The sequence below is a fragment of the Hephaestia caeni genome (assembly GCF_003550065.1).
GTDB lineage: Bacteria > Pseudomonadota > Alphaproteobacteria > Sphingomonadales > Sphingomonadaceae > Sphingomonas > Sphingomonas caeni_A.
In genome coordinates this window covers 650,529-670,706 of sequence record NZ_QXDC01000003.1, presented here as the reverse complement: position 1 = coordinate 670,706, position 20,178 = coordinate 650,529, and the positions used below count along the sequence as shown (strand labels likewise).

Annotated in this window: 18 protein-coding genes; 2 read left to right on the top strand and 16 right to left on the bottom strand. The window is 61.6% G+C overall.

Features of this window, described 5'->3' with window-relative positions; translation table 11 throughout:
* Window positions 1-33: 33 nt before the first annotated feature.
* From DFR49_RS11625 to DFR49_RS11565, 13 genes are all read right to left on the bottom strand, one after another.
* A complete protein-coding gene (locus tag DFR49_RS11625; RefSeq protein WP_170151007.1) occupies window positions 34-858 on the bottom strand; it encodes a helix-turn-helix domain-containing protein in 825 nt (274 codons plus the stop codon).
* Between the two features lie 193 nt (window positions 859-1,051).
* Window positions 1,052-1,459, bottom strand: a complete 408-nt coding sequence (locus DFR49_RS21710) for a hypothetical protein (protein ID WP_146163356.1) — start codon at window positions 1,457-1,459, stop codon at window positions 1,052-1,054.
* 811 nt (window positions 1,460-2,270) lie between these two features.
* A complete protein-coding gene (locus DFR49_RS11615) occupies window positions 2,271-2,570 on the bottom strand; it encodes a TFIIB-type zinc ribbon-containing protein (RefSeq protein WP_424538714.1) in 300 nt (99 codons plus the stop codon).
* A 38-nt stretch (window positions 2,571-2,608) separates the two neighbouring features.
* On the bottom strand, window positions 2,609-3,547 hold the full coding sequence (locus DFR49_RS11610) for a cation diffusion facilitator family transporter (RefSeq protein WP_245896596.1): 939 nt from the start codon (window positions 3,545-3,547) through the stop codon (window positions 2,609-2,611).
* A gap of 73 nt (window positions 3,548-3,620) precedes the next feature.
* On the bottom strand, window positions 3,621-5,120 hold the full coding sequence (locus tag DFR49_RS11605) for a TolC family outer membrane protein (protein ID WP_170112519.1): 1,500 nt from the start codon (window positions 5,118-5,120) through the stop codon (window positions 3,621-3,623).
* Entirely contained in the window at window positions 5,117-7,621 is a 2,505-nt protein-coding gene (locus DFR49_RS11600; RefSeq protein ID WP_107393668.1) for a heavy metal translocating P-type ATPase, read from the bottom strand. The genes DFR49_RS11605 and DFR49_RS11600 overlap by 4 nt, the downstream gene beginning before the upstream one ends.
* Before the next feature lie 219 nt (window positions 7,622-7,840).
* Entirely contained in the window at window positions 7,841-8,311 is a 471-nt protein-coding gene (locus tag DFR49_RS11595; protein WP_107393667.1) for an SRPBCC family protein, read from the bottom strand.
* 129 nt (window positions 8,312-8,440) lie between these two features.
* The gene (locus DFR49_RS11590; RefSeq protein ID WP_107393666.1) at window positions 8,441-8,785 is read right to left on the bottom strand and encodes a DUF190 domain-containing protein; all 345 of its coding nucleotides are present in this window, start codon (window positions 8,783-8,785) and stop codon (window positions 8,441-8,443) included.
* Window positions 8,786-8,796: 11 nt separating this feature from the next.
* Window positions 8,797-12,042, bottom strand: a complete 3,246-nt coding sequence (locus tag DFR49_RS11585) for an efflux RND transporter permease subunit (protein WP_146163355.1) — start codon at window positions 12,040-12,042, stop codon at window positions 8,797-8,799.
* Between the two features lie 3 nt (window positions 12,043-12,045).
* The gene (locus DFR49_RS11580; RefSeq protein ID WP_107393665.1) at window positions 12,046-13,209 is read right to left on the bottom strand and encodes an efflux RND transporter periplasmic adaptor subunit; all 1,164 of its coding nucleotides are present in this window, start codon (window positions 13,207-13,209) and stop codon (window positions 12,046-12,048) included.
* Window positions 13,210-13,435: 226 nt separating this feature from the next.
* A complete protein-coding gene (locus DFR49_RS11575; protein ID WP_107393664.1) occupies window positions 13,436-14,746 on the bottom strand; it encodes a TolC family protein in 1,311 nt (436 codons plus the stop codon).
* Between the two features lie 67 nt (window positions 14,747-14,813).
* The gene (locus DFR49_RS11570) at window positions 14,814-15,230 is read right to left on the bottom strand and encodes a hypothetical protein (protein WP_146163354.1); all 417 of its coding nucleotides are present in this window, start codon (window positions 15,228-15,230) and stop codon (window positions 14,814-14,816) included.
* A gap of 618 nt (window positions 15,231-15,848) precedes the next feature.
* Window positions 15,849-16,298, bottom strand: a complete 450-nt coding sequence (locus DFR49_RS11565; RefSeq protein WP_107393662.1) for a MerR family transcriptional regulator — start codon at window positions 16,296-16,298, stop codon at window positions 15,849-15,851.
* 89 nt (window positions 16,299-16,387) lie between these two features.
* Between DFR49_RS11565 and DFR49_RS11560 the strand changes: the two genes are divergently transcribed.
* Window positions 16,388-17,086, top strand: coding sequence for a cation efflux transmembrane domain-containing protein (locus DFR49_RS11560; RefSeq protein WP_245896594.1), 699 nt, complete (start codon window positions 16,388-16,390; stop codon window positions 17,084-17,086).
* Window positions 17,087-17,099: 13 nt separating this feature from the next.
* On the opposite strand, the gene DFR49_RS22380 is transcribed toward DFR49_RS11560, so the two are convergent.
* Window positions 17,100-17,333, bottom strand: a complete 234-nt coding sequence (locus DFR49_RS22380) for a GDCCVxC domain-containing (seleno)protein (protein ID WP_107393660.1) — start codon at window positions 17,331-17,333, stop codon at window positions 17,100-17,102.
* On the bottom strand, window positions 17,326-17,697 hold the full coding sequence (locus DFR49_RS11550) for a mercuric reductase (RefSeq protein WP_107393659.1): 372 nt from the start codon (window positions 17,695-17,697) through the stop codon (window positions 17,326-17,328). The genes DFR49_RS22380 and DFR49_RS11550 overlap by 8 nt, the downstream gene beginning before the upstream one ends.
* A gap of 82 nt (window positions 17,698-17,779) precedes the next feature.
* On the opposite strand from DFR49_RS11550, the gene DFR49_RS11545 reads away from it, so the two are divergent.
* Window positions 17,780-18,190, top strand: a complete 411-nt coding sequence (locus tag DFR49_RS11545) for a MerR family transcriptional regulator (RefSeq protein WP_107393658.1) — start codon at window positions 17,780-17,782, stop codon at window positions 18,188-18,190.
* Between the two features lie 27 nt (window positions 18,191-18,217).
* Here DFR49_RS11545 and DFR49_RS11540 read toward each other — a convergent pair whose 3' ends face one another.
* Complete coding sequence (locus DFR49_RS11540; protein WP_107393657.1) at window positions 18,218-20,161, bottom strand: cytochrome c/FTR1 family iron permease; 1,944 nt, start codon at window positions 20,159-20,161, stop codon at window positions 18,218-18,220.
* Window positions 20,162-20,178: the final 17 nt, after the last annotated feature.

The following is a 20,178-nucleotide window of genomic DNA, read 5'->3' as shown; positions in this document are numbered from 1 at the left end:
AGTGGCGTCAGGATAGGCATATCACTCCGTTTATCAGAGCCGATCGAGGCGAAAACGAAGCGGCGTCACGCCGGTCATTGCGCGAAACGTGGCGCCGAAATGGCTTTGGCTGGCGAAACCAACTGCCAAGGCGATTTGGGCGATAGGCAAATCTGTCGAGAGCAGCAGTATCTTCGCCCGCTCGATTCGACGAATTATGATGTAGCGGTGCGGCGGCGTGCCAGTGGACTGCCGGAAGGCCTCGCTGAAATGGTGCAGGCTTCGATCCGCGATCCGGGCAAGCATGGCGATGCTCAAGTCATCGCCGAGATTGGCCTCGATATAGTCGATCACCAGCCGGAGCCGCTGTGTTCCGAGTCCGCCTCTGGCGGGCGCTGGATGCCATGCGCCATCGCTGTAATGACGAAACATATGGACTGCGATAAGGATACCGAAATGCTCTGCAAAAAGCTTTCCGCCAGCGCTTTGTTCGCGCAATTCAAGGGACAGCATCTTTGCAGCGTCCGCGAGGAAGTTGTCCGTTACCGCGACACCGGGACGCAAACTGGCTCCATCTCGCCCGAACGTCTCATGCCCAACGCGATCGACCAGCTTACGGTCGAGTGCGATGCCGACAATGTTGGGGCATACGATCCATCGCTGGAAAAAGGGATTATCTCCAGGATCGATATGAACGGCACCATATTCGATCCGGGCGGACTGGAGACGATCGCTTCCCGGCAATCTCCATTCCATATCGAAGGGCTTATCGTTGTGAACGACGATGGTAAGTCGTGGTGAGCCGATCAGCCCGCTTTCATGTGGAGCCAAGGTTCCCTGCACCAAATGGACGCCGCCGTGGCTGAGGCGAGCATCCAACCGAAACTCGTTCGTGTGGACCGGGTGCGCGAAATCTATGAGCGTCGGAGGCGACTTGTCCTTCCCTTCTGGCAATACATTCACCGAGGCCATGTGTTGGAAGAGTGAAAACTGAAATCGGTCAACGACACCGAACTCCAAAGACGAGCAGCATATTGCCCCCTCGAATGAACGCCTGTGAGACTATGGCCGCTCATAGGCGCTTGCACGTGACGGGCTCTCGCGTGGGCTCGTCCAGTTTTATGTCTTTCCCATCGAGGGTCAGGTTCGTCCCGTCATCTCCAACATACGAAACTCCCTGCGCGTATGCGGAAAGCCGGAGCATCGGACCAGTCGGCGATTTGCGAATGATAATCGACAAATCATTTGCCAAGAAATCGATGTAGATCACCTGATCATCGCTGCATCGATAGGAATGGCTTGCAACAATTGCAGGCGGCGGCGCGACGGTTGAGGAAGACATATTTCCCGTCATGCTTCGATCTTTAGGCTTTTCTTCTGAGCAACCGAGGAGAAGACCGACAAATGCCAACGGAAGCACGATATGCCTTATCGACAGTCTGCCCGAACGGGCCTGCCCGCCGACATAATAGCTGATCATATAAACCACCCTCTTGATAATCTGCTTGGTTGTCCCCGTTCCGCCGTGGGCGCGTGAACCCACGCACCCACGGCGTGGTCCCGTCGCAAGCGGAGTAACCTCATCTTGAGGGAGGTTCTCCTCCAGGGGGGGATGCTTGCGCGGAACCAAACCGGATTTCGGCTCTGTCGAGTCTTGGGGACCGAGCCCCAAATAAATCTGACGGGTATTTCGGAATGGAATGATGGAACCGATCCGGTTTTTGACCGCCAACCTCCAGTCATTCGACGTGTAAAAGTCGGGCACTCCATTATTGCGATACGTTTCATGATTGATCCGGACGAAATCCCTTGCGAACCCGTGGCCGTCCGGGTGGCTTGGATTGCGTGCGAGTCAGCCGCCTTTGTATGAGGCGGTCTGTAGCCTTAAGCATCCCCTCGAAATTTCGCCGCAAGCCCTTGGGTCGTAGAACTGATAAGAGTCCGGAACACCGGTAGCTGTGGATCAATTTCGAACCGACAGGTTCATGGGCAATCATGAAGCGCTCCTCGAGCGTCAACAGCCAACCGAGCTCAACCTGGAACGCCAGATGAACATTTTCAGTGCAGCCCGTCAGCCGCGCCTCAAGGGCCCAAAATCGGTCCTTTCGGGGATTTATTCTAAACGAATATTGGATGACGCTATCTGCTGCCGCCATCCCAGCCGGGCGCGTATAGGGATGCCAGAATCTGTAGTCCTCAAATCTGGTTAGCACCGTCCAGACCCTTGGTGGCGACGCAAGGAGTATCGTTTCGTTACTTAGCTCGAACACGCGCCTCTCCCCTAAGCTGGCTTAGTCGAACAAGTCGGAGAGGAAACCGCGCCGGCGCTTGTGGCCATGATGACCCGAGCGCCCATGGCCGCCATAGTCGTAATCCGGTTGTTCATGTCGTGGCCTGGGACCAACATCGGATCGCGAGGGTGCTGCGCTTTCCGATCGCTCTATGATCTTGTCGAGTTCGCCGCGGTCGAGCCACACGCCGCGGCATTGCGGACAGAAATCGATCTCAACGCCCTGTCGCTCGGACATGGAAAGGGCCACACGACAAACTGGGCATAGCATGCTTGGTGTTGAAGACGTCGGGACATTCATCATCATTCTCCTTTTCAGCTGGTTATTTTGCTTCACTGCTAGAGATGGAGAGGCTCGACCTCGGAACAGGGGCTGGTTTCGGTCTGGATCGTGGCGTGCTCGATGGCGAACGCCTGCGCGAGCTTGGCCGCCACCTGGCCTCTGATGGCCTCGGCGTTTGCGTCACCATCCACCATAATGTGAACCGAGCAGCTCATGCTGTCGCTTGTGATCGACCAGACATGGAGGTCATGAGCGCCGCGAACCCCATCCACCCTAAGAATCGTAGCCCGCACGTCAGCCAGCGAAAGGCCCCGCGGCACGCCTTCGAGCAGGACATTCGCGGTGTCGCGAAGCAGGATCCAGGTTCTCGGCAGAACCCAGAGGCCGATGCCTACGGCCACAATCGGATCGATCCAGCTGATGCCGGTGAAGCGAATGACGAGCGCACCAGCGATCACGCCGATGGAGCCGAGCATGTCCGCCCAGACTTCGAGATAGGCGCCTTTAAGGTTGAGGCTCCGGTCCTTGCCCGACATGAGCAGGCGCATCGACACAAGGTTTATGACTAGGCCGATGACGGCGACGACCAGCATCCCCGTCGACTGGACGGGCTCAGGATCGCGGAAGCGGTTTACCGCTTCGAACAGGACATAGATGGCGACGGCGAACAACAGGAGGGCATTGAAGGCAGCTGCGAGGATCTCGAACCGGCGATAGCCGAAGGTTCGCTGGTCATCTGCGGGCCGGGCTCCAATCCGGATCGCCAGCAGTGCAATGGTCAACGCTGCAACGTCCGTCAGCATATGGCCGGCGTCGGACAGCAGAGCGAGGCTGTTGAAGACGAAGGAGCCGACGACTTCGGCAATCAAGAATGTGCCGGTTAGAAGAAGCGCGATCAGCAATATCCTGCTGTTGGCGGTCGTGGCATGATCGTGCGAGGGATTGGCGGCAACATTCGGTTTGACGTTCGCCTGTTCAGTCATGGGCTTCGGCACGGTTTGCTCCTTTCCCGCGGATCAGAATTGTCCTGATCGAGGCTGCGACGCCCAGGAACCACCGATCTGTGCATCATGGCCGATCCTGCCGAACCGCAAGTACACGAGCCTCGGAAACGATAGGGCGATTGACCGAACCGGGGCTGGCCCCTTCTGGTGTCTCTCCGAAAGGCGTGCCCGGTATTTCGCTGGAGCCCGTTGACCCGGACGGAGCAAACGGACCCGGCAGCGCCGGGCGACTGAAACCAGGTTCGAACAATGTTCCTCCGAAGAGATTGAGATCACGGGCTTCGGCGCGCCCCATGGCAGCCAGAAGCGTGAATCCGGCCACGTAGGCGTCGCGTTCTGCGGTGACGAGTTGGACGCGGCTGTTTAGGAGTTCCTGCTCGGCGTTCAGTACGTCGAGCACATTGCGCGTGCCCACGGTGTTTTCCGCACGAACGCCTTCGAGAGCGAGCTCGTTGGCGGTGACAGCGGATTTCGAGGCTTCGATCACCACCAGCGTTGCCCGATAACGCGAAAAGGCGGCGCGGGTGTCCGCGACGACGCGGCGCTCAACGAAAACGATCTGCTCGAGTGCCTGACCTGAAAGGGCGTTTGCCCGTCGGACTTCGGCCGCAGGCAGGCCGCCCTGGTAGAGCGGGATCGTCGCGGAGAGGCCGACCATCGCCGTGGTCTGCGCTTGCCGGAAGACCCGACCCGGCGACGTGCTGGTCAATGACCCGAGGTAATTGTTGTAACCGGTGCTGGCCACCACAGATAGGCTGGGAAGCCGCGAAGAGGCCGCGACGCGAACGTCATAGCGAGCCGCACTGGCGTCAGCCTTCGCGGCCAGGAGCTGGGGGTTGTTCTTGATGGCAATGTTAACTGCGCTCTTCGATGTTGCGGGAAGGCCGGGCAGGACGGGTGGTTGTTCCAGGTCCCGCGCCGGCACGCCGACAAAGCGAAGATAGTTTTCGAGGCTTGCATCGAGCTGCGCTTGCGCCAGCTCCAACTGTCCCCGAGCGACGGACAGCCGCGCTTCCGACTGGGCGACATCAGTCCTCGTGAGGTCGCCAACCTCAAAGCGGTCGCGCGAGGCTTGCAGATTGGTCTCGAGCACGTCGACATTGCGCGCGTTCAGCTTCACAATCGCACTGTCGCGCATAACGTCCATGTAAACCGAGACGACTGCGGTGAAGACGTCCGCCTCCGTCGCGCGCAGACCCGCGCGGCCGGATTCGACACGTGCATCGGCCGCGCGGATCGAATTCTTGACACGGCCGCCCTGGTAGAGAGGAAAGGACAGGTTCGCGCTGGCATTCGCCGCTCGCAAGGGCGCAGAGAAGCTGTTCGCAGACCGAACGACGAACTCCTGATAATCGGCGGTGGCACTGAGATTAGGCCGACCGGCCGCCTTTGCGATCGGCACACCTTCATCGGTTGCCCGAAGACCGGCGCGCGCGCCGGTCAGGCTGGGATTGGTTCGATAGGCCGTGATCAGTGCCTGGCGGAGGGTTTCAGCAGATGCCGCCGTCGCGAACAACAGCGGTAGTGCCGCGATCGTCAATCGAAGAGCTTGCCCAGCCATCATGCCGCCTCCGCGTTGTCGCGGTAGGCGAGGAGACGCAGCGCGTTGAAGACCACCAGGAGCGTCGATCCCTCGTGAACCATGACCGCGGGTCCAATGCCCAATCCGAGGATGGTTGCCGGAACTAGCAGCGCAACCACACCCAAGCTGACGACGAGATTTTGCCGAATGATCCAGCGAGTCTGGCGGCTCAGTCCCACTGCGAACGGCAGATGCGCCAGATCGTCCGCCATCAACGCCACATCTGCCGTCTCCAGCGCGACATCCGAGCCCGCGGCGCCCATGGCGATGCCGACGGTCGCATTGGCTATGGCAGGCGCGTCGTTAACGCCATCTCCAACCATCGCGACGGGCATTTCCTTCCGAAGCTTTTCGATCGCATCGACCTTGTCCTCGGGCATCAGGTCGCCCCAAGCCTCGTTGACCCCGACATCTGCAGCGATAGCGGCGGCAACGCGCTGGTTGTCGCCCGAGATCATAATCATTCGACTGATCCCCAAAGACTTCAGCCGATCGATGGCGGCTTTGGCCGCAACCCGCGGCGTATCCATCAGCCCGATCACACCCAGGTCGCGGTCGCCCATTCGCACCACCATCGTGGTTCGTCCCTGCTCACGCAGGCGTTCGATTGCCTTCGCCATCTCGCTGGAGAGCGGAGCGATCCCGTCGCTCCCGAACATTTCAGCCTTGCCGATGAGGACGGCTTCGCCATTGACCCGTGCCCGAACGCCACGGCCGGTAAGACTGTTAAGATCATGGGCGGCAGGAATGGGTTCCTCGTCGAGAAACTGGCGCCCGTCGCGTACGATAGCAGCGGCGAGCGGATGGTCGCTCAGATTCTCGACCGCCACGGCAACCGTCATGAGCTCGTCATCCTCGACGCCTTTGGCCGAAACAATGTCGGTGATGCGCGGCCGGCCTTCGGTGAGCGTTCCCGTTTTGTCGAACGCGAGCGCGGTGAGCGAACCAAGGCTTTCAAGTGGTCCGCCGCCTTTGATCAGAACTCCGCCGCGTGCAGCGCGCGCCACGCCGGACAACACCGCGCTCGGCGTGGCGATGGCAAGCGCACAGGGACTCGCCGCCACCAGCACCGCCATTGCGCGATAGAAGCTGTCCCGGACTGGTTCATCAATGACCACCCAGGCGAACAGGAGAACCACGACGCCGCCGAGAACGGACGGTACGAACACGCGCTCGAACCGGTCGGTGAAGCGTTGCGTGGGCGATTTTTGCGTTTCCGCCTCGCTCACCATCTTCACTACTTTGGCAAGCGTAGTGTCGGTGGAAAGGCGAGTCACGGCGATCTCAATCGCGCCCGGCCCATTGATTGTCCCGGCGAACACCCGGTGCTGCGCGGGCAATTTGTCCGGTCGCGCAGCTGCTTGCGATCGGTCCGGGACAGGCTCCTTGTCGACCGGCACGCTTTCGCCGGTCACGGGTGACTGATCGACACTGGAGCGGCCGACAACAACGAACCCGTCCGCAGGCAAACGCTCGTTCGGTTTTACCACCACGGTATCGCCGACGACCAGATCCTCTACCGGCACCTCGCTGACGCTGCCGTCACGGCGCACCATGGCGGTTTGTGGCGCCAGCTCGGCGAGCGCCTCAATGGCGCGCTTGGCCCGCCCCATGGCATAATGCTCAAGCGCATGGCCTAGACTGAACAGGAAGAGCAGAAGCGCGCCCTCTGCCCAGGCGCCGAGCGCACCCGCTCCAGCCGCGGCGACAAGCATCAGTGTGTCGATCTCAAACCGCTTAAGCCGTAGGTTCTCGATCGCTTCCCGCAGGGTGAACCAACCGCCTAACACATAGGCAGCGAGGTAACAGACGAGAGAAATCCAAGCGGGAAAGGTCGTCAGTTTCTCGATCGCAAATCCGGTAGCAAGGATAGCGCCGCAGAGAAGTGCGAAGATCAGTTCGGTATTGGGGCCGAAGATGCCGCCATGGATATGCTCATGGTCGTCGCTGTTACTTTCCGCAGCCGCATGATTGCCATGATCATGGCCGGCATGATCGTGCGGTTCCCGTGGCAGTGCGCGCTCGGCGGACGCGCCCGTCCGCCGGCGGACGCCCATTTCGGCGAGCGCACTACTGATATCATTGGCGGTGATTTCGGCGCGGCTGAGTTCGACGCGGATTGTCCCTGCGGCACTGGCTTCGGATTCGACGACGCCGGGTAGCTGCCGAAGGCGATCGCTTACGGTGCGCGCGCGCCGGGGATGGCCCAGGCCATCGACCGACCAAAGCAGGTGCTGGTACTGCTCCGTCAGCGAGGCTCCGGCAGATCTTGCGACCTGTCGCACGCGTTCCAGCGGCAGCACGTCCGGATCATAATGGATGCAGAGTTGCGCGGGGTTGTCGGCGTTAGCGGCAATGATGTGCGCTTCATCGATCCCCTGCCGGCCTTTTAGGTCGGAGGTAAGCCGGTCAAGACACTGATCAGCCTCGTCCGGAACATCCGGAAGGAGGAGCGGAATATCGAGACGCAGATGATCTTTCATGCTTCCTTCCCTAAGCCCGCTGGCGCCATTCGTTGCGTGCTCGCCCCACGACCGCTCAGCCCATGTTCATTGGTGAGGTGCGGGCGAGATCGAACGCCCGCACCTCATGATGACGGCATCGGCGATGCCGATGTCGCCAAGCCGGAGAGCTTGTGGAGTAAGGTGGACGCCTGCACTTGCCTCCTGCGGTAACCTGGCGGCTGTTCGCGGAGCAGCGTCTTAATGATGTCGACCGACCCGATGCGAATAGCGGGAGATCGTGGTCCCCCGCCGCAGATGGGTCGTCAGCAATTCGTCGGCCCTCACGAGGGAGCGTCGGAAGCCCCGCTTCAAGATCACAAGTCCGAGCCACGAACCCAGTCCCGAACAGGACAGACGATGGGTGAGTTGGGTGCCCTGAGCTAACTTTTCCAAATGATAGCCCTCCTCGACCTCGATCACGCCTCGGATCCCCGTTCGCCAGGCAAAATCGGACGGCCGGTCGAGGTGAACAATTGTTCCAGTGGCCGAAAAAAGCGGGGCTGCGTTGCCTGGCTTCCAATAGGTACAGGTGACCTTCCTGGGATCCACCGGGTCGCTCTGGAGCGTTATGAAAGGATGCCAATCGCAATAGCGGTCCACATCGACAATCAGCCGCCAGACCCGCGCCAGGGGTGTGGGTAACAAAATCGAGTTTTCGACCGTAAACATGTGTCGTTATCCCAAGCGTCTCGCCGGGTGTTCGCGCCCGTCGGGAGGAGGCTTGGGGCGGCCTGCAAGCATGTCGCGCCCAAACTGCCCTTGGCGAACCAAGCGCTTCGCCTCGGGACCCGGCGTAGGTCATTCGTCTGTTTTCGGGATGGCCTGTTCGGCCTTCCCGCCCAAAATTTCGACCTTTTCGAGCGTCATGAGCCCGACGTCAGGAACGTCATCGAGCGCCGCGACGAAGTCTCTCAGCTTGGCTTCCTCGTCGACGATCTCGATGACGATGGCCCGGCGGCTTTCCAGAACATGGCCTCGATGAAGGCGAGGCGAATGGCCAAAGCCGATCAGTGCCTCGAGCACGGTCACCCCTGCCAGCTGCTTTTCGCGCGCCAGCGAGGCGATATACTCGTAGACGTTGCGATCCCCCATATAGGCGGCTTCGTCGGTGTATATTCGCAGCAATTTGATCGACTTGCCCATATTCCTCTCCTTCATTCCGTTGCTGGGACGTCAAGGCCTTCGGGCTGGCGGTCCTTGCGGCGCCAGTTCCACTTGATGCCCAGCACCACCTTGGTGATCGCTGGGAGCACGAGCAGCGTCAGGACGGTCGCGGCGATGAGTCCGCCAATGACGGTCGTCGCCAGGGGCTTTTGGACTTCGGCGCCGGTGCCGTGCGCGAGCGCCATTGGCACGAAGCCGATCGCCGGCACGAACCCGGTCATCACCACCGCTCGCATCTTCTCGGCCATACCCTCGCGGATTGCTTCCGCCAGCGGCCGACCGCTTTCGAGCCGTTCGCGGATCGCGGTCATCACAACCAGGCCGTTCAACACTGCCACACCGGCCAAGACGATGAAGCCAACGGCTGCCGAGACTGAGAAGTTGATGCCTGTCATTGCGAGCGTGAACACGCCGCCGGCAAGCCCGAGCGGTATCGCCAGATAGACCGCCAGTGCCCGGCCGATACCGCCCAAGGCCATGTAGAGCAGCACGAAGATCACGGCGAAACACAGAGGCACTACAATCGACAGTCGCTGAGACGCTGCTTGGAGGCTCTCGAACTGGCCGCCCCACGTGAGGTAGTAACCGGCGGGCAGCTTCACCTGCGCGATCTTGGCTTGCGCCTCCTGGACAAACGATCCCGCATCACGACCTTCGAGGTTGACCTGCACCGCAATCCTCCGTTTGCCGTTCTCCCGTCTGACTTCGTTCAGACCTTCGGTGAGTTGAATCCGCGCGACCTGCGCGAGCGGCACCTGCTTCCGCGCATCTGCGCCGTCCTGCGGCAGCAGTACCGGAAGAGAACGGATGTCATCGAGATTGACCCGCGTCGCGTCCGGTACGCGGACCGTGATGTCGAAGCGCCGGTCGCCTTCGTAGAGCAGTCCCGATTCTCGCCCGCCGAGCGCCGCCGCAACAGTATCGGCGACCTCCTGTACGGTCAGCCCATAGCGCGCGATCATCGCGCGATCGAGCTTCACGTCGAGCATTGGCGCACCGCCGACCTGGTCCGCCTTCACGCTGGCCGCACCTGGGATCGATTGCAGCACGCGGACCATCTCGTTGGCCACCTGCGACATCTTGTCGAGATCGTCACCATAGAGCATGACGGCCACGTCGCCGCGCACGCCAGCGATCAGTTCATTGAAGCGCAGTTCGATCGGCTGACTGACTTCGTAGAGTTGGCCGAGTTGGCCGCCTGCCGCCTTCTCGACGCGCTCAATCACGTCGGCCTTCGTCTCGACGCCCGCCGGCCATTGATCCTGCGGCTTCAGGATGACGAAGCCATCGGAAATATTGGGCGGCATCGGGTCGGTCGCGACCTCGGCGGTGCCGGTCTTGGAGAACATCAACTCGACCTCAGGCAGCTTCTTGACCGCCTCTTCGACTTTGCGCTGCATCACCAGCGACTGCTCAAGGCTGACAGATGGAACTCGCGTGGAGGCAAGCGCCATATTCTTCTCATCGAGCTGCGGGATGAACTCCGAGCCGAGCAGCCCGAAAGCCGGAACCGCCGCGAGAAAGAAGGCCAGCCCGCCAACGATGAACGGCCAAGGACGCGCGATCGCCTTGTCGAGGAGCGGCAAATAGCGATCCTTGGTCTTGCGGATCAGCCACACTTCCTTTTCGGCAACCCGTCCACGGATGAGCAACGCCACGAGTGCCGGCACCAGCGTAAGCGTCAGGATGAACGCGGCGACCAGCGCCAGCATGATCGTGATCGCCATCGGCGAGAAGGTCTTGCCCTCGACGCCCGTGAACATCAGCAGCGGCGAGAAGGCGAGAAGGATGATCGCCTGCCCGAACACGGTCGGCTTGATCATCTCCTGCGCGGCATGCATCGTTTCCTCGAGCCGCTCCCGAAGTGTCATCAGCCGCCCTTCATGCTCCTGTCGGTGCGCGAGGCGCGCCAGACAGTTCTCGATGATGATCACCGCGCCATCGACGATCAGGCCGAAGTCCAGGGCGCCAAGACTCATCAGGTTCCCAGGCACTCGAAAGACATTCATCCCCATCGCCATCATCAGGAAGGAGAAAGGAATGACGAGGGCGGCGATGATCGCCGCGCGCCAGTTGCCGAGCAGCAGGAACAGCGAAGCCGCAACAAGCAACGCGCCTTCGGTCAGGTTGCGCTCGACCGTTCCCACCGTCGCGTTGACCAAACTGGCGCGGTCGAGAACGATCTTCACCTCAACGCCGGGGGGCAGTGTCTTCGATACCTCGTTCAGCTTGGCCGAGACGTCCTGCGCGACGGTTCGGCTGTTCTCGCCGATGAGCATGAGCACGGTGCCGATCACGGCTTCTTCACCGTTCATACTGCCGGCGCCTGTGCGTAGGTCGCCGCCAATCCTGACATTGGCGATCTGCCCGACGGTGATTGGAACACCGCCGCGCGTTGCCACGACGGCATTCCTGATTTCGTCGACCGAGCGCACTCGGGCGTCGACGCGGACGAGATAGGCCTCGCCTGCGCGATTATAGTAATTTGCTCCGACCGCGAGGTTGGCCTTCTCCAGCGCTTCGCCAAGCTCGCTATAGGAGATACCGAAGCTCGTGAGCTTGGTTGGATCGGGCTCGACCACGAAAGTTTTTGCGTAGCCGCCGATCGAGTCCACGCCCGCGACGCCGGACACGGCCTTCAATTGCGGGCTGATGATCCAGTCCTGCACGGTGCGCAGATAGCCGGCTTTGGCGATCTCGTCGGTAAGCAGGTCGCCTTCGGCTGTGAGGTAGCTACCGTCCGGCTGCCAGCCAGGCTGTCCGGCGACTTTCTTGGCGCCCTTGCCATCGGGATTTTTGTAACCGACGGTATACATGACGACTTCGCCAAGTCCGGTCGTCACGGGGCCAATCTGCGGCTGAACACCGTCGGGAAGATTCTCGGTTGCCTGGCGCAAACGCTCGCCAACCTGTTGACGGGCAAAATAGAGGTCGGTCGAGTCGGTGAAGATCGCCGTGACCTGACTGAACCCGTTACGCGAAATCGAGCGTGTCGTTTCGAGCCCGGGAATACCGGCGAGCGAGATCTCGACGGGATAGGTTACGAGCTTCTCGATCTCGACCGGCGAAAGTCGCGGATCGACGGTGTTGATCTGCACCTGTTTATTGGTGATGTCGGGCACCGCATCAATCGGCAGCTTGGTCAACTGCCAGACGCCGAGCCCGGCGACGATGAGGAAGAAAAACAGAACCGCCCAGCGTTGGCGAACGGCAAGCGCAATGAGACTTGCAATCACGGCTTATTCCTCCTCGCCCGCGCCCTTGCCGAGCTCGGCCTTGAGCAGGAATGCGTTCCTGGTTGCGATCATCTGGCCGGGCTTCAGGCCCGACGTGACTTCAACCCTGCCGGCGCTGCGCTGCCCGATCGTGACGGACTGTGCACGAAACCCCTGCTTGGTTCGCACGAACACCACGTCGCGGCCTTCCAGCGACTGAAGACCTTCCTCGGGCACAACGATCGCGCCGGAAACATCGCCGCGGCTCGGCCTCAGCCGCACCCGGACCGCAAGGCCCGGCACGAGGGCGGAGTCACGCACATCGAGCACCGCCGTGGCGGCGCGAGTCTCGCCACTCAGCGTGGGCGTAATCGATCGCACGCGCGCATCGATCGTCCGGCCGTCGGGAAGCTCGACGATTGCCGTGTCGCCGGCAGCGAGGCGCTGCGCATCGAGCGGGCCAACGGCCGCCTCAACCTGGATTTGCCGCGGGTCGGCCACCCTGAACAGCTCGGTTTCGGGTTGCACGAACGCTCCCACGCTGATGCTTGCCGCCGTGACGCGGCCGGAGATCGGGCTGGCGACAATCACGCCGCTGCCGTCGCGGGTGACGTTCGCGGCGCTTGCTGCGACCTGGGCGCGCCGGGCTTCGGCCGAGGCAGCCGCAGCTTCCGCCTGCGCCCGCTCATAATCGACGCGAGCTGATACCTTCTGCTCGTAGAGTTGGCGTTCCCGGGCAAGATTGCGCTGGGCAAGGACTGCACGCGCGTCTGCCGCCGTCCGATCGGCCGCGATCTGGGCAGCATCCCGGCTCTGCACGACCGCGAGCCCCTCGCCGGCCTTTACAGGATCGCCGAGCCGCTTGAACACGCGAGTGACCGCGCCGCCCGCGCGCGCCGTGACGATCGCCTCGCCGTTTGGCGCGGCCGTGACGGTAGCTTGGGCGGGAATTTCAGAGCCAAGGCCGCCCGAACGGACCGCCTCAACGGCGATGTCGGCGGCGCGGATCGCCTCGTCCGTCATCGCGAGGCTGCTCGGCGGGGCTTCCGCACTGTCCTCACCGATACTGGACTTCTGCGCTTCTGCGGCCGGGTCTGCGGTGCAGCGAGCAACCGTGAAGCCGCCGACGGCCGCAAGCAGGACGGCGCCACCCACCCCGCCGAGGAGGCGTCTATTCTGAGTGATCATTTAGCATCTCCGAATTTCATCTGGGCCGGCTGCGCTGGGTCGCGCGTTGCCGCGAGCCGTAAGGGAAGGACATTGCAAGAGCGCGCTGCGGAATACGTCGCAAGGGTCACAACGGGCTTTGCGTTATTGCGATCGGATGCAGCACCAAATCCTTCGATGGACTCAGCTGCACGAGCGACGGCCAAAGGTGACACCAAGGGGCTGGTATCTATCGAGACAAGTTCGCTCATTGACTGGTCTCCACATCGTTGGCGGTCGCTGCCTGACGCTCCAGAGTTGCCTGGGCTTCTGCGCGAGCACGTCGTGCCGCGATGAGTTCGGCTTGTGTCGAGGCATAGGCCTGCTGAGCGTCGAGCAGCTCGAGCAACGATGACTTGCCGGCCCGATAGGAGAGTTGGGCAAGCCGCAACGCCTCGCGTGCCTGGCCAATGCCGCTGCCTTCGAGGGCCGTTACACGAGCTTCGGCAGCGGCAAGCACGGAACGGGCGTTGGCGATTTGGGCTTGGGTGTTGGCGAGAACGTTGTTTCGGCGTGCTTCCGCCGCCTGCGTACCTGACCGTGCCGCCGCCACATTGCCCTGGTTGCGATCGAACACTGGGAGAGGGACGGATAAACTTGCGATCAGTGCCCGATCACCAGTCTCGCGCAGCTGGCGTACGCCCACTCCAACCGAAGGATCAAGGCGGCCCTCGGCGCGTGCCTGGCGCAATTGTGCCTCAGCAATTACGCGTTCGGCTTCGGCAAGCCGCACATCGAGCGTGGCCATGGCATCAACTGATCTGGGCGGCGGCAGCATGTCACCGCCAACCAGTTCTGTCGGCGGAATATCGACACCGAAAATCGCCGCGAGCGAACGCCGGGCGGTGACCTCATCGGCTTCGGCCGTGCGCAGAGCCGCGGTCGCCTGGGCCAGTGCCGCCTCTGCTCTGAGCCCCCGAAGTGGCGGCTCCTTTCCCGCATCGACGAGTTCGCGTGCGATGCGCGTCAACTCACGCGCCCGTGCCTCATTTTCCCTCGCAAGCGCCAGATTGTCACGCGCCGATACACCCAACGCAAACAGATTACGGACCTGCTGTCCGAGATCAGCGCGGGCGATCGCGAAGCGGTATTCCTGGGCTGCGAGTTCGGCTTCGGCAAGCGTCATGCGCGCCTTGCGCCGCCCACCGATATCGAGCCGCTGATTGACTGAGACCGTCGTCTCGGTTCCGTTAAAGCCCGAATAAGGACCCGTGCCGGCGAAGTTCTCGACCTCGACGTTCAGGACCGGATTGAAGCGAAATTTCGCCTGGCGCAGCCGGCCGCGCGCGGCATCAACCTCAGCTCTTGCGGCGGCAAGCGCAGGGGAGCGCGCTTCTGCCTCCTCCAGTGCCTTGCTAAGCGTCAGCTTTGCAGGAAGCGGTCCCGTTCGGACCGATGGTGCCATCGATGGCGCAGGCGGCCCGGCCATTTCGGACGTTGTCGCCTGCGCGGCAGCGGGCGCGGCTGCAAATGCGGCCACGAGCGCCGCGGCCGTGGCGGCGGCAGTTTTGCGATGCATGAAGAAGGAACTCCTGACAATCCAAAGGTGCGCACCTGTTTGCAGTCAGGCGCAGCCAATTGGGCTGTCAGGCGATTGGAGGGCGGAAGGTGCCGATGAATGTTGGCGGCGCAAGGCCCGAGCTTGGTTCCGCAGGCAGAATTTCGACTTTCGTCAACATCACCTCGTCGCCCGCAGGCTCGACCGGCACACTGATATGATGACCATGGCAAGCATGGAATTTCACCAGAGATTTGCCGTCTTCCGATGGGGAGCTTTTACCCTGCTCGGCGCCATCCTTGGCTTCGTTGGGCGAATTGAAGCAGCTGCTCACCGAAGCGATAGCAGCGCGGCCTCCACCCATTTCCGCCGCATGCGCCATCGATCCCGCCACCATGCCGGTGGCGACAAAAAGACCTATAATGAGCGCGAACAGCCCCTTCATATTTCCAGGCCCTATCGCCATTGTTACCGGAAGGAAAGAGAAAATTGCGATATCGATCAATCCGCGACGCCGTATGTCATCTTGCATCATAGATGTAATGGTGTATCATTGATCGATTTTGGCGAAAACACTCCGAATATTTCAAAACAAATGTGTAAATATGCATGCAGTTATCTTTGAACTCTCGTAATCTCTTTACTCATGCAGATCGCCATCTATCATTAACTACCAAAAACTTGGTTATTTATAGAGAAATGGCAAGGGTCTCAAAATTGTGAACTCTTATCATCGAGCGTGATGCCGAGGCAGCACAGACAATGTACTCCTTGAGGTTGCCTTCCGGATCGATGCTTCTGCGTGAGCGTGTCGATGATGCACGTCCAAACATGACCAGAAAGGGGCAAAAATGTACGACGAACTGGGTCGGGAGCATGAGCCAGGGCAAATCGCCGCGATGAAGCGGCGCTTCGATTCGCTCGGCAAGAAGCGCCGGATCAGATGATGGCTGAAAAACCAAAGCCGGATTCAAGGTAAAGCAAGCCGCTTAGTATCCAAGGCTTGATGCCATCGCTGAGCAATAGCTTGGCAAGCGAAGTCCTCGCGCCGAAAAGCGTCGCTAAGAGCAGCGCATTGGAGCCCCGGGCCGGTGCATCCAACCTTGTCCAATTGAATCGTCATTTACTCTCGTCCGGGGTCCGGTGCTGAGACGTCGCGTCGGTGCGCTGTCCCCTCAAGCCCAGCCGGCGCGAGCGCATCGAGGATAAGGCAGTGGGCGATCGTGCCCTGCTCGCATTGATCGAGCAGACGAACCAGTTCCTCGCGAAGAGCATTCAGATCCGCAATCTTGCGGTCGATTTCCGCCACATGCGTGCTCGCGATCGCATCCACGGCCGCGCAAGATCGGTTCGCATCATCGGCGAGGTCAAGAAGCTCGCGCACCTGGTCCAGCGTAAAACCGAGATCGCGCGCACGGCGGATGAACGAAAGCCGGTTGAGATGCCGATTGGAATAAGCCCGATAGTTTCCAGCGGTACGCTTGGGGGGCGGCAGCAACCCCTCACGCTCGTAAAAGCGAACCGTCTCCACCTTCGTTCCCGTCCGTCGGGCTAGTTCACCGATCAGCAACATGACCGAACCGCCTCTACTATGGCCGTTGACGCGACACGTTACATACGCGCCGAGAAGCAACGACCGCTTGACCCTCTAGTGGATACAGGGTGGATAATCCCAATCCACTGATCGAGTCGAGGACGCATCAAGTGGACGATTGCTGCTCAAAGAAGGGAAGTGAACTCGCGAGGCTTGCGGCCAGGCGCGATCAGCGGCGCGTGCTCATCATCGTTCTCATCATCAACGCCATGATGTTCCTTTTCGAGTTTGGGGGCGGACTCATTGCCGGCTCGTCGGCGCTGATGGCGGACTCCGTCGATATGCTTGGCGACGCCTTCGTCTATGCGCTGAGCCTGTTCGCGCTTTCGCGGGGGCCGCGCTGGGAGGCTGGAGCAGCCTTGGCGAAGGGCTTCATCATCCTCGGGTTTGGGATCGCCGTATTGGCCGAGCTGGCGATAAAGATCATCCATGGCGTGCCGCCTTCGAGCAGTCTGATGCTGGAGGTGGGATCGGTCGCACTCGTCGCGAATCTCAGCTGTCTGGCGCTTCTATGGCGTTTCCGCACAGCCAATGTGAACATGAGCAGCACTTTCGAATGCTCGCGCAACGACGTCGCGTCGAATGTCGGAGTACTGGTCGCCGCCGCGCTGGTCGGCCTATTTGCGTCGCCCTGGCCGGACGTCATCGTGGGCGCGGCTATTGCCGCCATTTTCCTACGCTCGGCCGTCAAGGTCCTGCGCAGCGCCTGGCCAGTGTGGCATCAGTCGGCATCACCCAAGCGCCCGGGGATCGCCAGGGACGTTTGACAAGCACGCTGGCCTAGCCGTCGCCGCAGCAACCCGCATCTTCGCCCTCGATCTGAATTGGCGGGCACGGCAAGCTGCCATAGGAACAGAAGACGCAGCAATCACCGCGCCTGGGTCGCAGGATCGCGCCGCAGCCAGTGCAGTCGTAGAAATATTGGCACGCATCGGTCGGCATGGTTTCGGTCTTCACGAACCCGCAACGCGGGCAAGTGAGCGTCGATTGGAGTTGAGGAGGGCGCTCAGACATAGGAATAGCCCAGCCACAGCAGGATCGCCCCTGAGATCAGCCCGATCAGCAAGACGAGACGCAGCCATCCAGGTGTGCAGACTCTGTCGGAGGCGCGGGCAATGGCCGAGCGCTGCGTCCGCCAGAGCAACAGCGCGCCGCCAGCGAGGCTGAGCGTACTTAACCACAACAGAAGAACCCGGTATGGCGCGGCCACCATCGCGATCCCGCCGAGCCATGCAGCGCTGAGACCCGCCGTCATGAGCACGACTGGCAACGCACAGCAAGACGCCACGCTGAAGGCGGCGGCGATACCGCCCAGCGTCAATGCAGCGGCGCCACGCGCGCGCACGAGACGCGCAGCATCACGCGGATCGATCGACATCAGCGACTCCTTGAACCGGTCATGTCCCGGTCTTACCGTCTGTAGCAACTACAGACTCAAGCTCTTTTTTGTGGAGTGACGCATGACGGCCAGTGGGGTGATCACGATTGGCGACCTGTCACGGCAGACAGGCTGCAACATCGAGACGATCCGCTATTATGAGCGGATCGGCCTTACGCCCAAGGCAGGCCGCCGCGGCTGCTATCGCTGTTACGGCGTGACGGATGTCCACCGTCTTCGCTTCGTTCGTCGTGCCCGTGAACTCGGCTTTACGCTCGACGAAATCCGTGCGCTGCTCGGGATTGCCGCCGAAGGCCAAGTGTCCTGTGCGGAAGCCCGTGAGATTGCCGCTGCGCATCTGGAGAGCGTCCGTGCGCGCCTCGCCGATCTGCAGCGCATGGAGCGGGTTCTCGACGAAACCGTGCGGGCATGTGACGGGGGCGATAGCTCCGGCTGCCCCCTGATCGAGACGCTTTCAGCAAATGGTAGCTGAACCTCGGGATTGCCATAGCAGCGCGCTTTACTCGGCGGCAGCCGTATTCGACGCATGCTTCCGATCATTGTAACGGAACCCGATCCAGAGGACCGCCAGCGCAAGAATTTGGAGCAGTAGAGGCTGTAGCGACGGGAAGATGCCCAGCATCGAAAGCCTTGGTATATGCGCGACCGGCGTGATGTCGATGAGACCGGCTTCCTGAAGCGCTGCCGTCCCTTTCCCGGCGAGCACCACCGCGAGAACAGCGATGAGCACTGAGCTATAGGCGAAGAATTTGCCGATCGGCAGCGAGCGGCTGTAGCGCAGCATCGTCCAGGCAATCACCCCGAGCAGTACCACCGCGGTCCCGGCGCCTGCTGCGATGATGCTGCCGCTCCCTTGTGCCGCGAGCGCGGCGAAGAAGAGGATCGTTTCGAACGCCTCCCGATAGACGACGAGAAACGCGAGGCCGAATAGGAACCAGGCTGACCGGCGCGACAACGCCTTGCCCAGCGCTTCGCGGATATAGCGCTGCCAGCTTTCGGCATGCGACTTGCCATGCATCCAGATGCCGACCGAGACCAGCACCACGGCGGCGAAAAGCGAACCGAACCCTTCGGTCAGCTCGCGGCTGGCACCGCTGATCGAGATTGCATAGGTCGCGACAGCCCAGGTCGCGCCGCCAGCGATGAGCGCCGCGATCCACCCGCCATGGACATAAGGCAGAACCTCGGGGCGGTCCGCCTTGCGCAGAAACGCGATCATCGCAACGACAATAAGCAATGCCTCAAGTCCTTCGCGCAGCAGGATGGTGAGCGCGCCGATGAAGGTCGAGGCGTCGCTTGCCGCATCGGGCGAGAGCGCCGTTTCGGCATCTGAGAACAGGCTTTCGAGTACGGCCGCCTTCTGGGCGAGCGCCTCCACGGACACCCCGCGCCCGATGGCGGTCCGGAATTCGCCCATCGCGCCCTCGATGCGCGCCATGAGCGTCGCGTCGCGGGCGGTCAGGATCGGCTCTAACGGTTCGAACCCGTCGAGATAGGCCGAGAGCGCAAGCCGTTCGGCGTTACGCTGGTCTCCCGCGCGATAGGCCGCGAGACTTTGCACGAGCTTCTCGCGGGCGACCGACAGCGACGCAGGCCTTGGTGCGCCGAGCGCTTGCGGGTTCGCACGTAGATAGGCGAAGACGGCATCCGCCTTGTCCTGCCCGATTGCACGGCCGAGGGTCTCGGGTGTCATGCTGGTGAATGCCTGAAGGTCAGGGACGCGCTGACGTAGCGCCGGATCATCCTTCCAGATCCACTCACCGGCCGAAACGTCCTTGAAAGCGAAGCCGCCGACATGTGCCGCCAGCGCCCAGCGGTCATCGGAAGGCAGTTGAGCGAAGCTTTGCATCGCCGTGCCATCTAGCCCCTGACCGATCACCTGATAGAGCGCGAACAGGCTGCGCTTGCGCGCGCGCTCGACATCAGTGAAGGCGATCGGCGGCGGGTTCAGTCTCGTTGCCTGAGGGCCGTGACCATCGCCCTTCATCCCGTGGCAGCTCGCGCAATTTTCCGCATAGAGCGCGGCGCCGCGCACCGGATCGGGGGCTTTCGCGGGTGCGAGCGGCACGGGATAAGCGGCGAGCAGGTCGCCTGCGAGTCCACGCGCTTTCTGGGCCACTGCTTCAGGTGCTGCCTTGGATGCGATAGCCGCCTGGAGTTCCTTCGCCTCGGCAACCAGCCGGGCACGCTCGGGCTTTGCCGGCAGGGCCGCGATGCTGCTCTGGACCGTAGCCGAGAACTCGGTCATCTCGGCATATTCCGCGGCGCTGGTCACCCGGCCATTCGAAACTGCACCGGCATAGTCGACAGCTACATAGTCGAGAAGCCGCCAAACGGTCTGGACCTCTCCGGTATCCGCGCGCGCAGACGCGGGATACGGAATGGAGCCGCTGAGGGCGACGAATAGAATCAGGAGGAAAGGAAGACGGAAAAGGCTGGCCACGCAGGGAAACTCCAAAA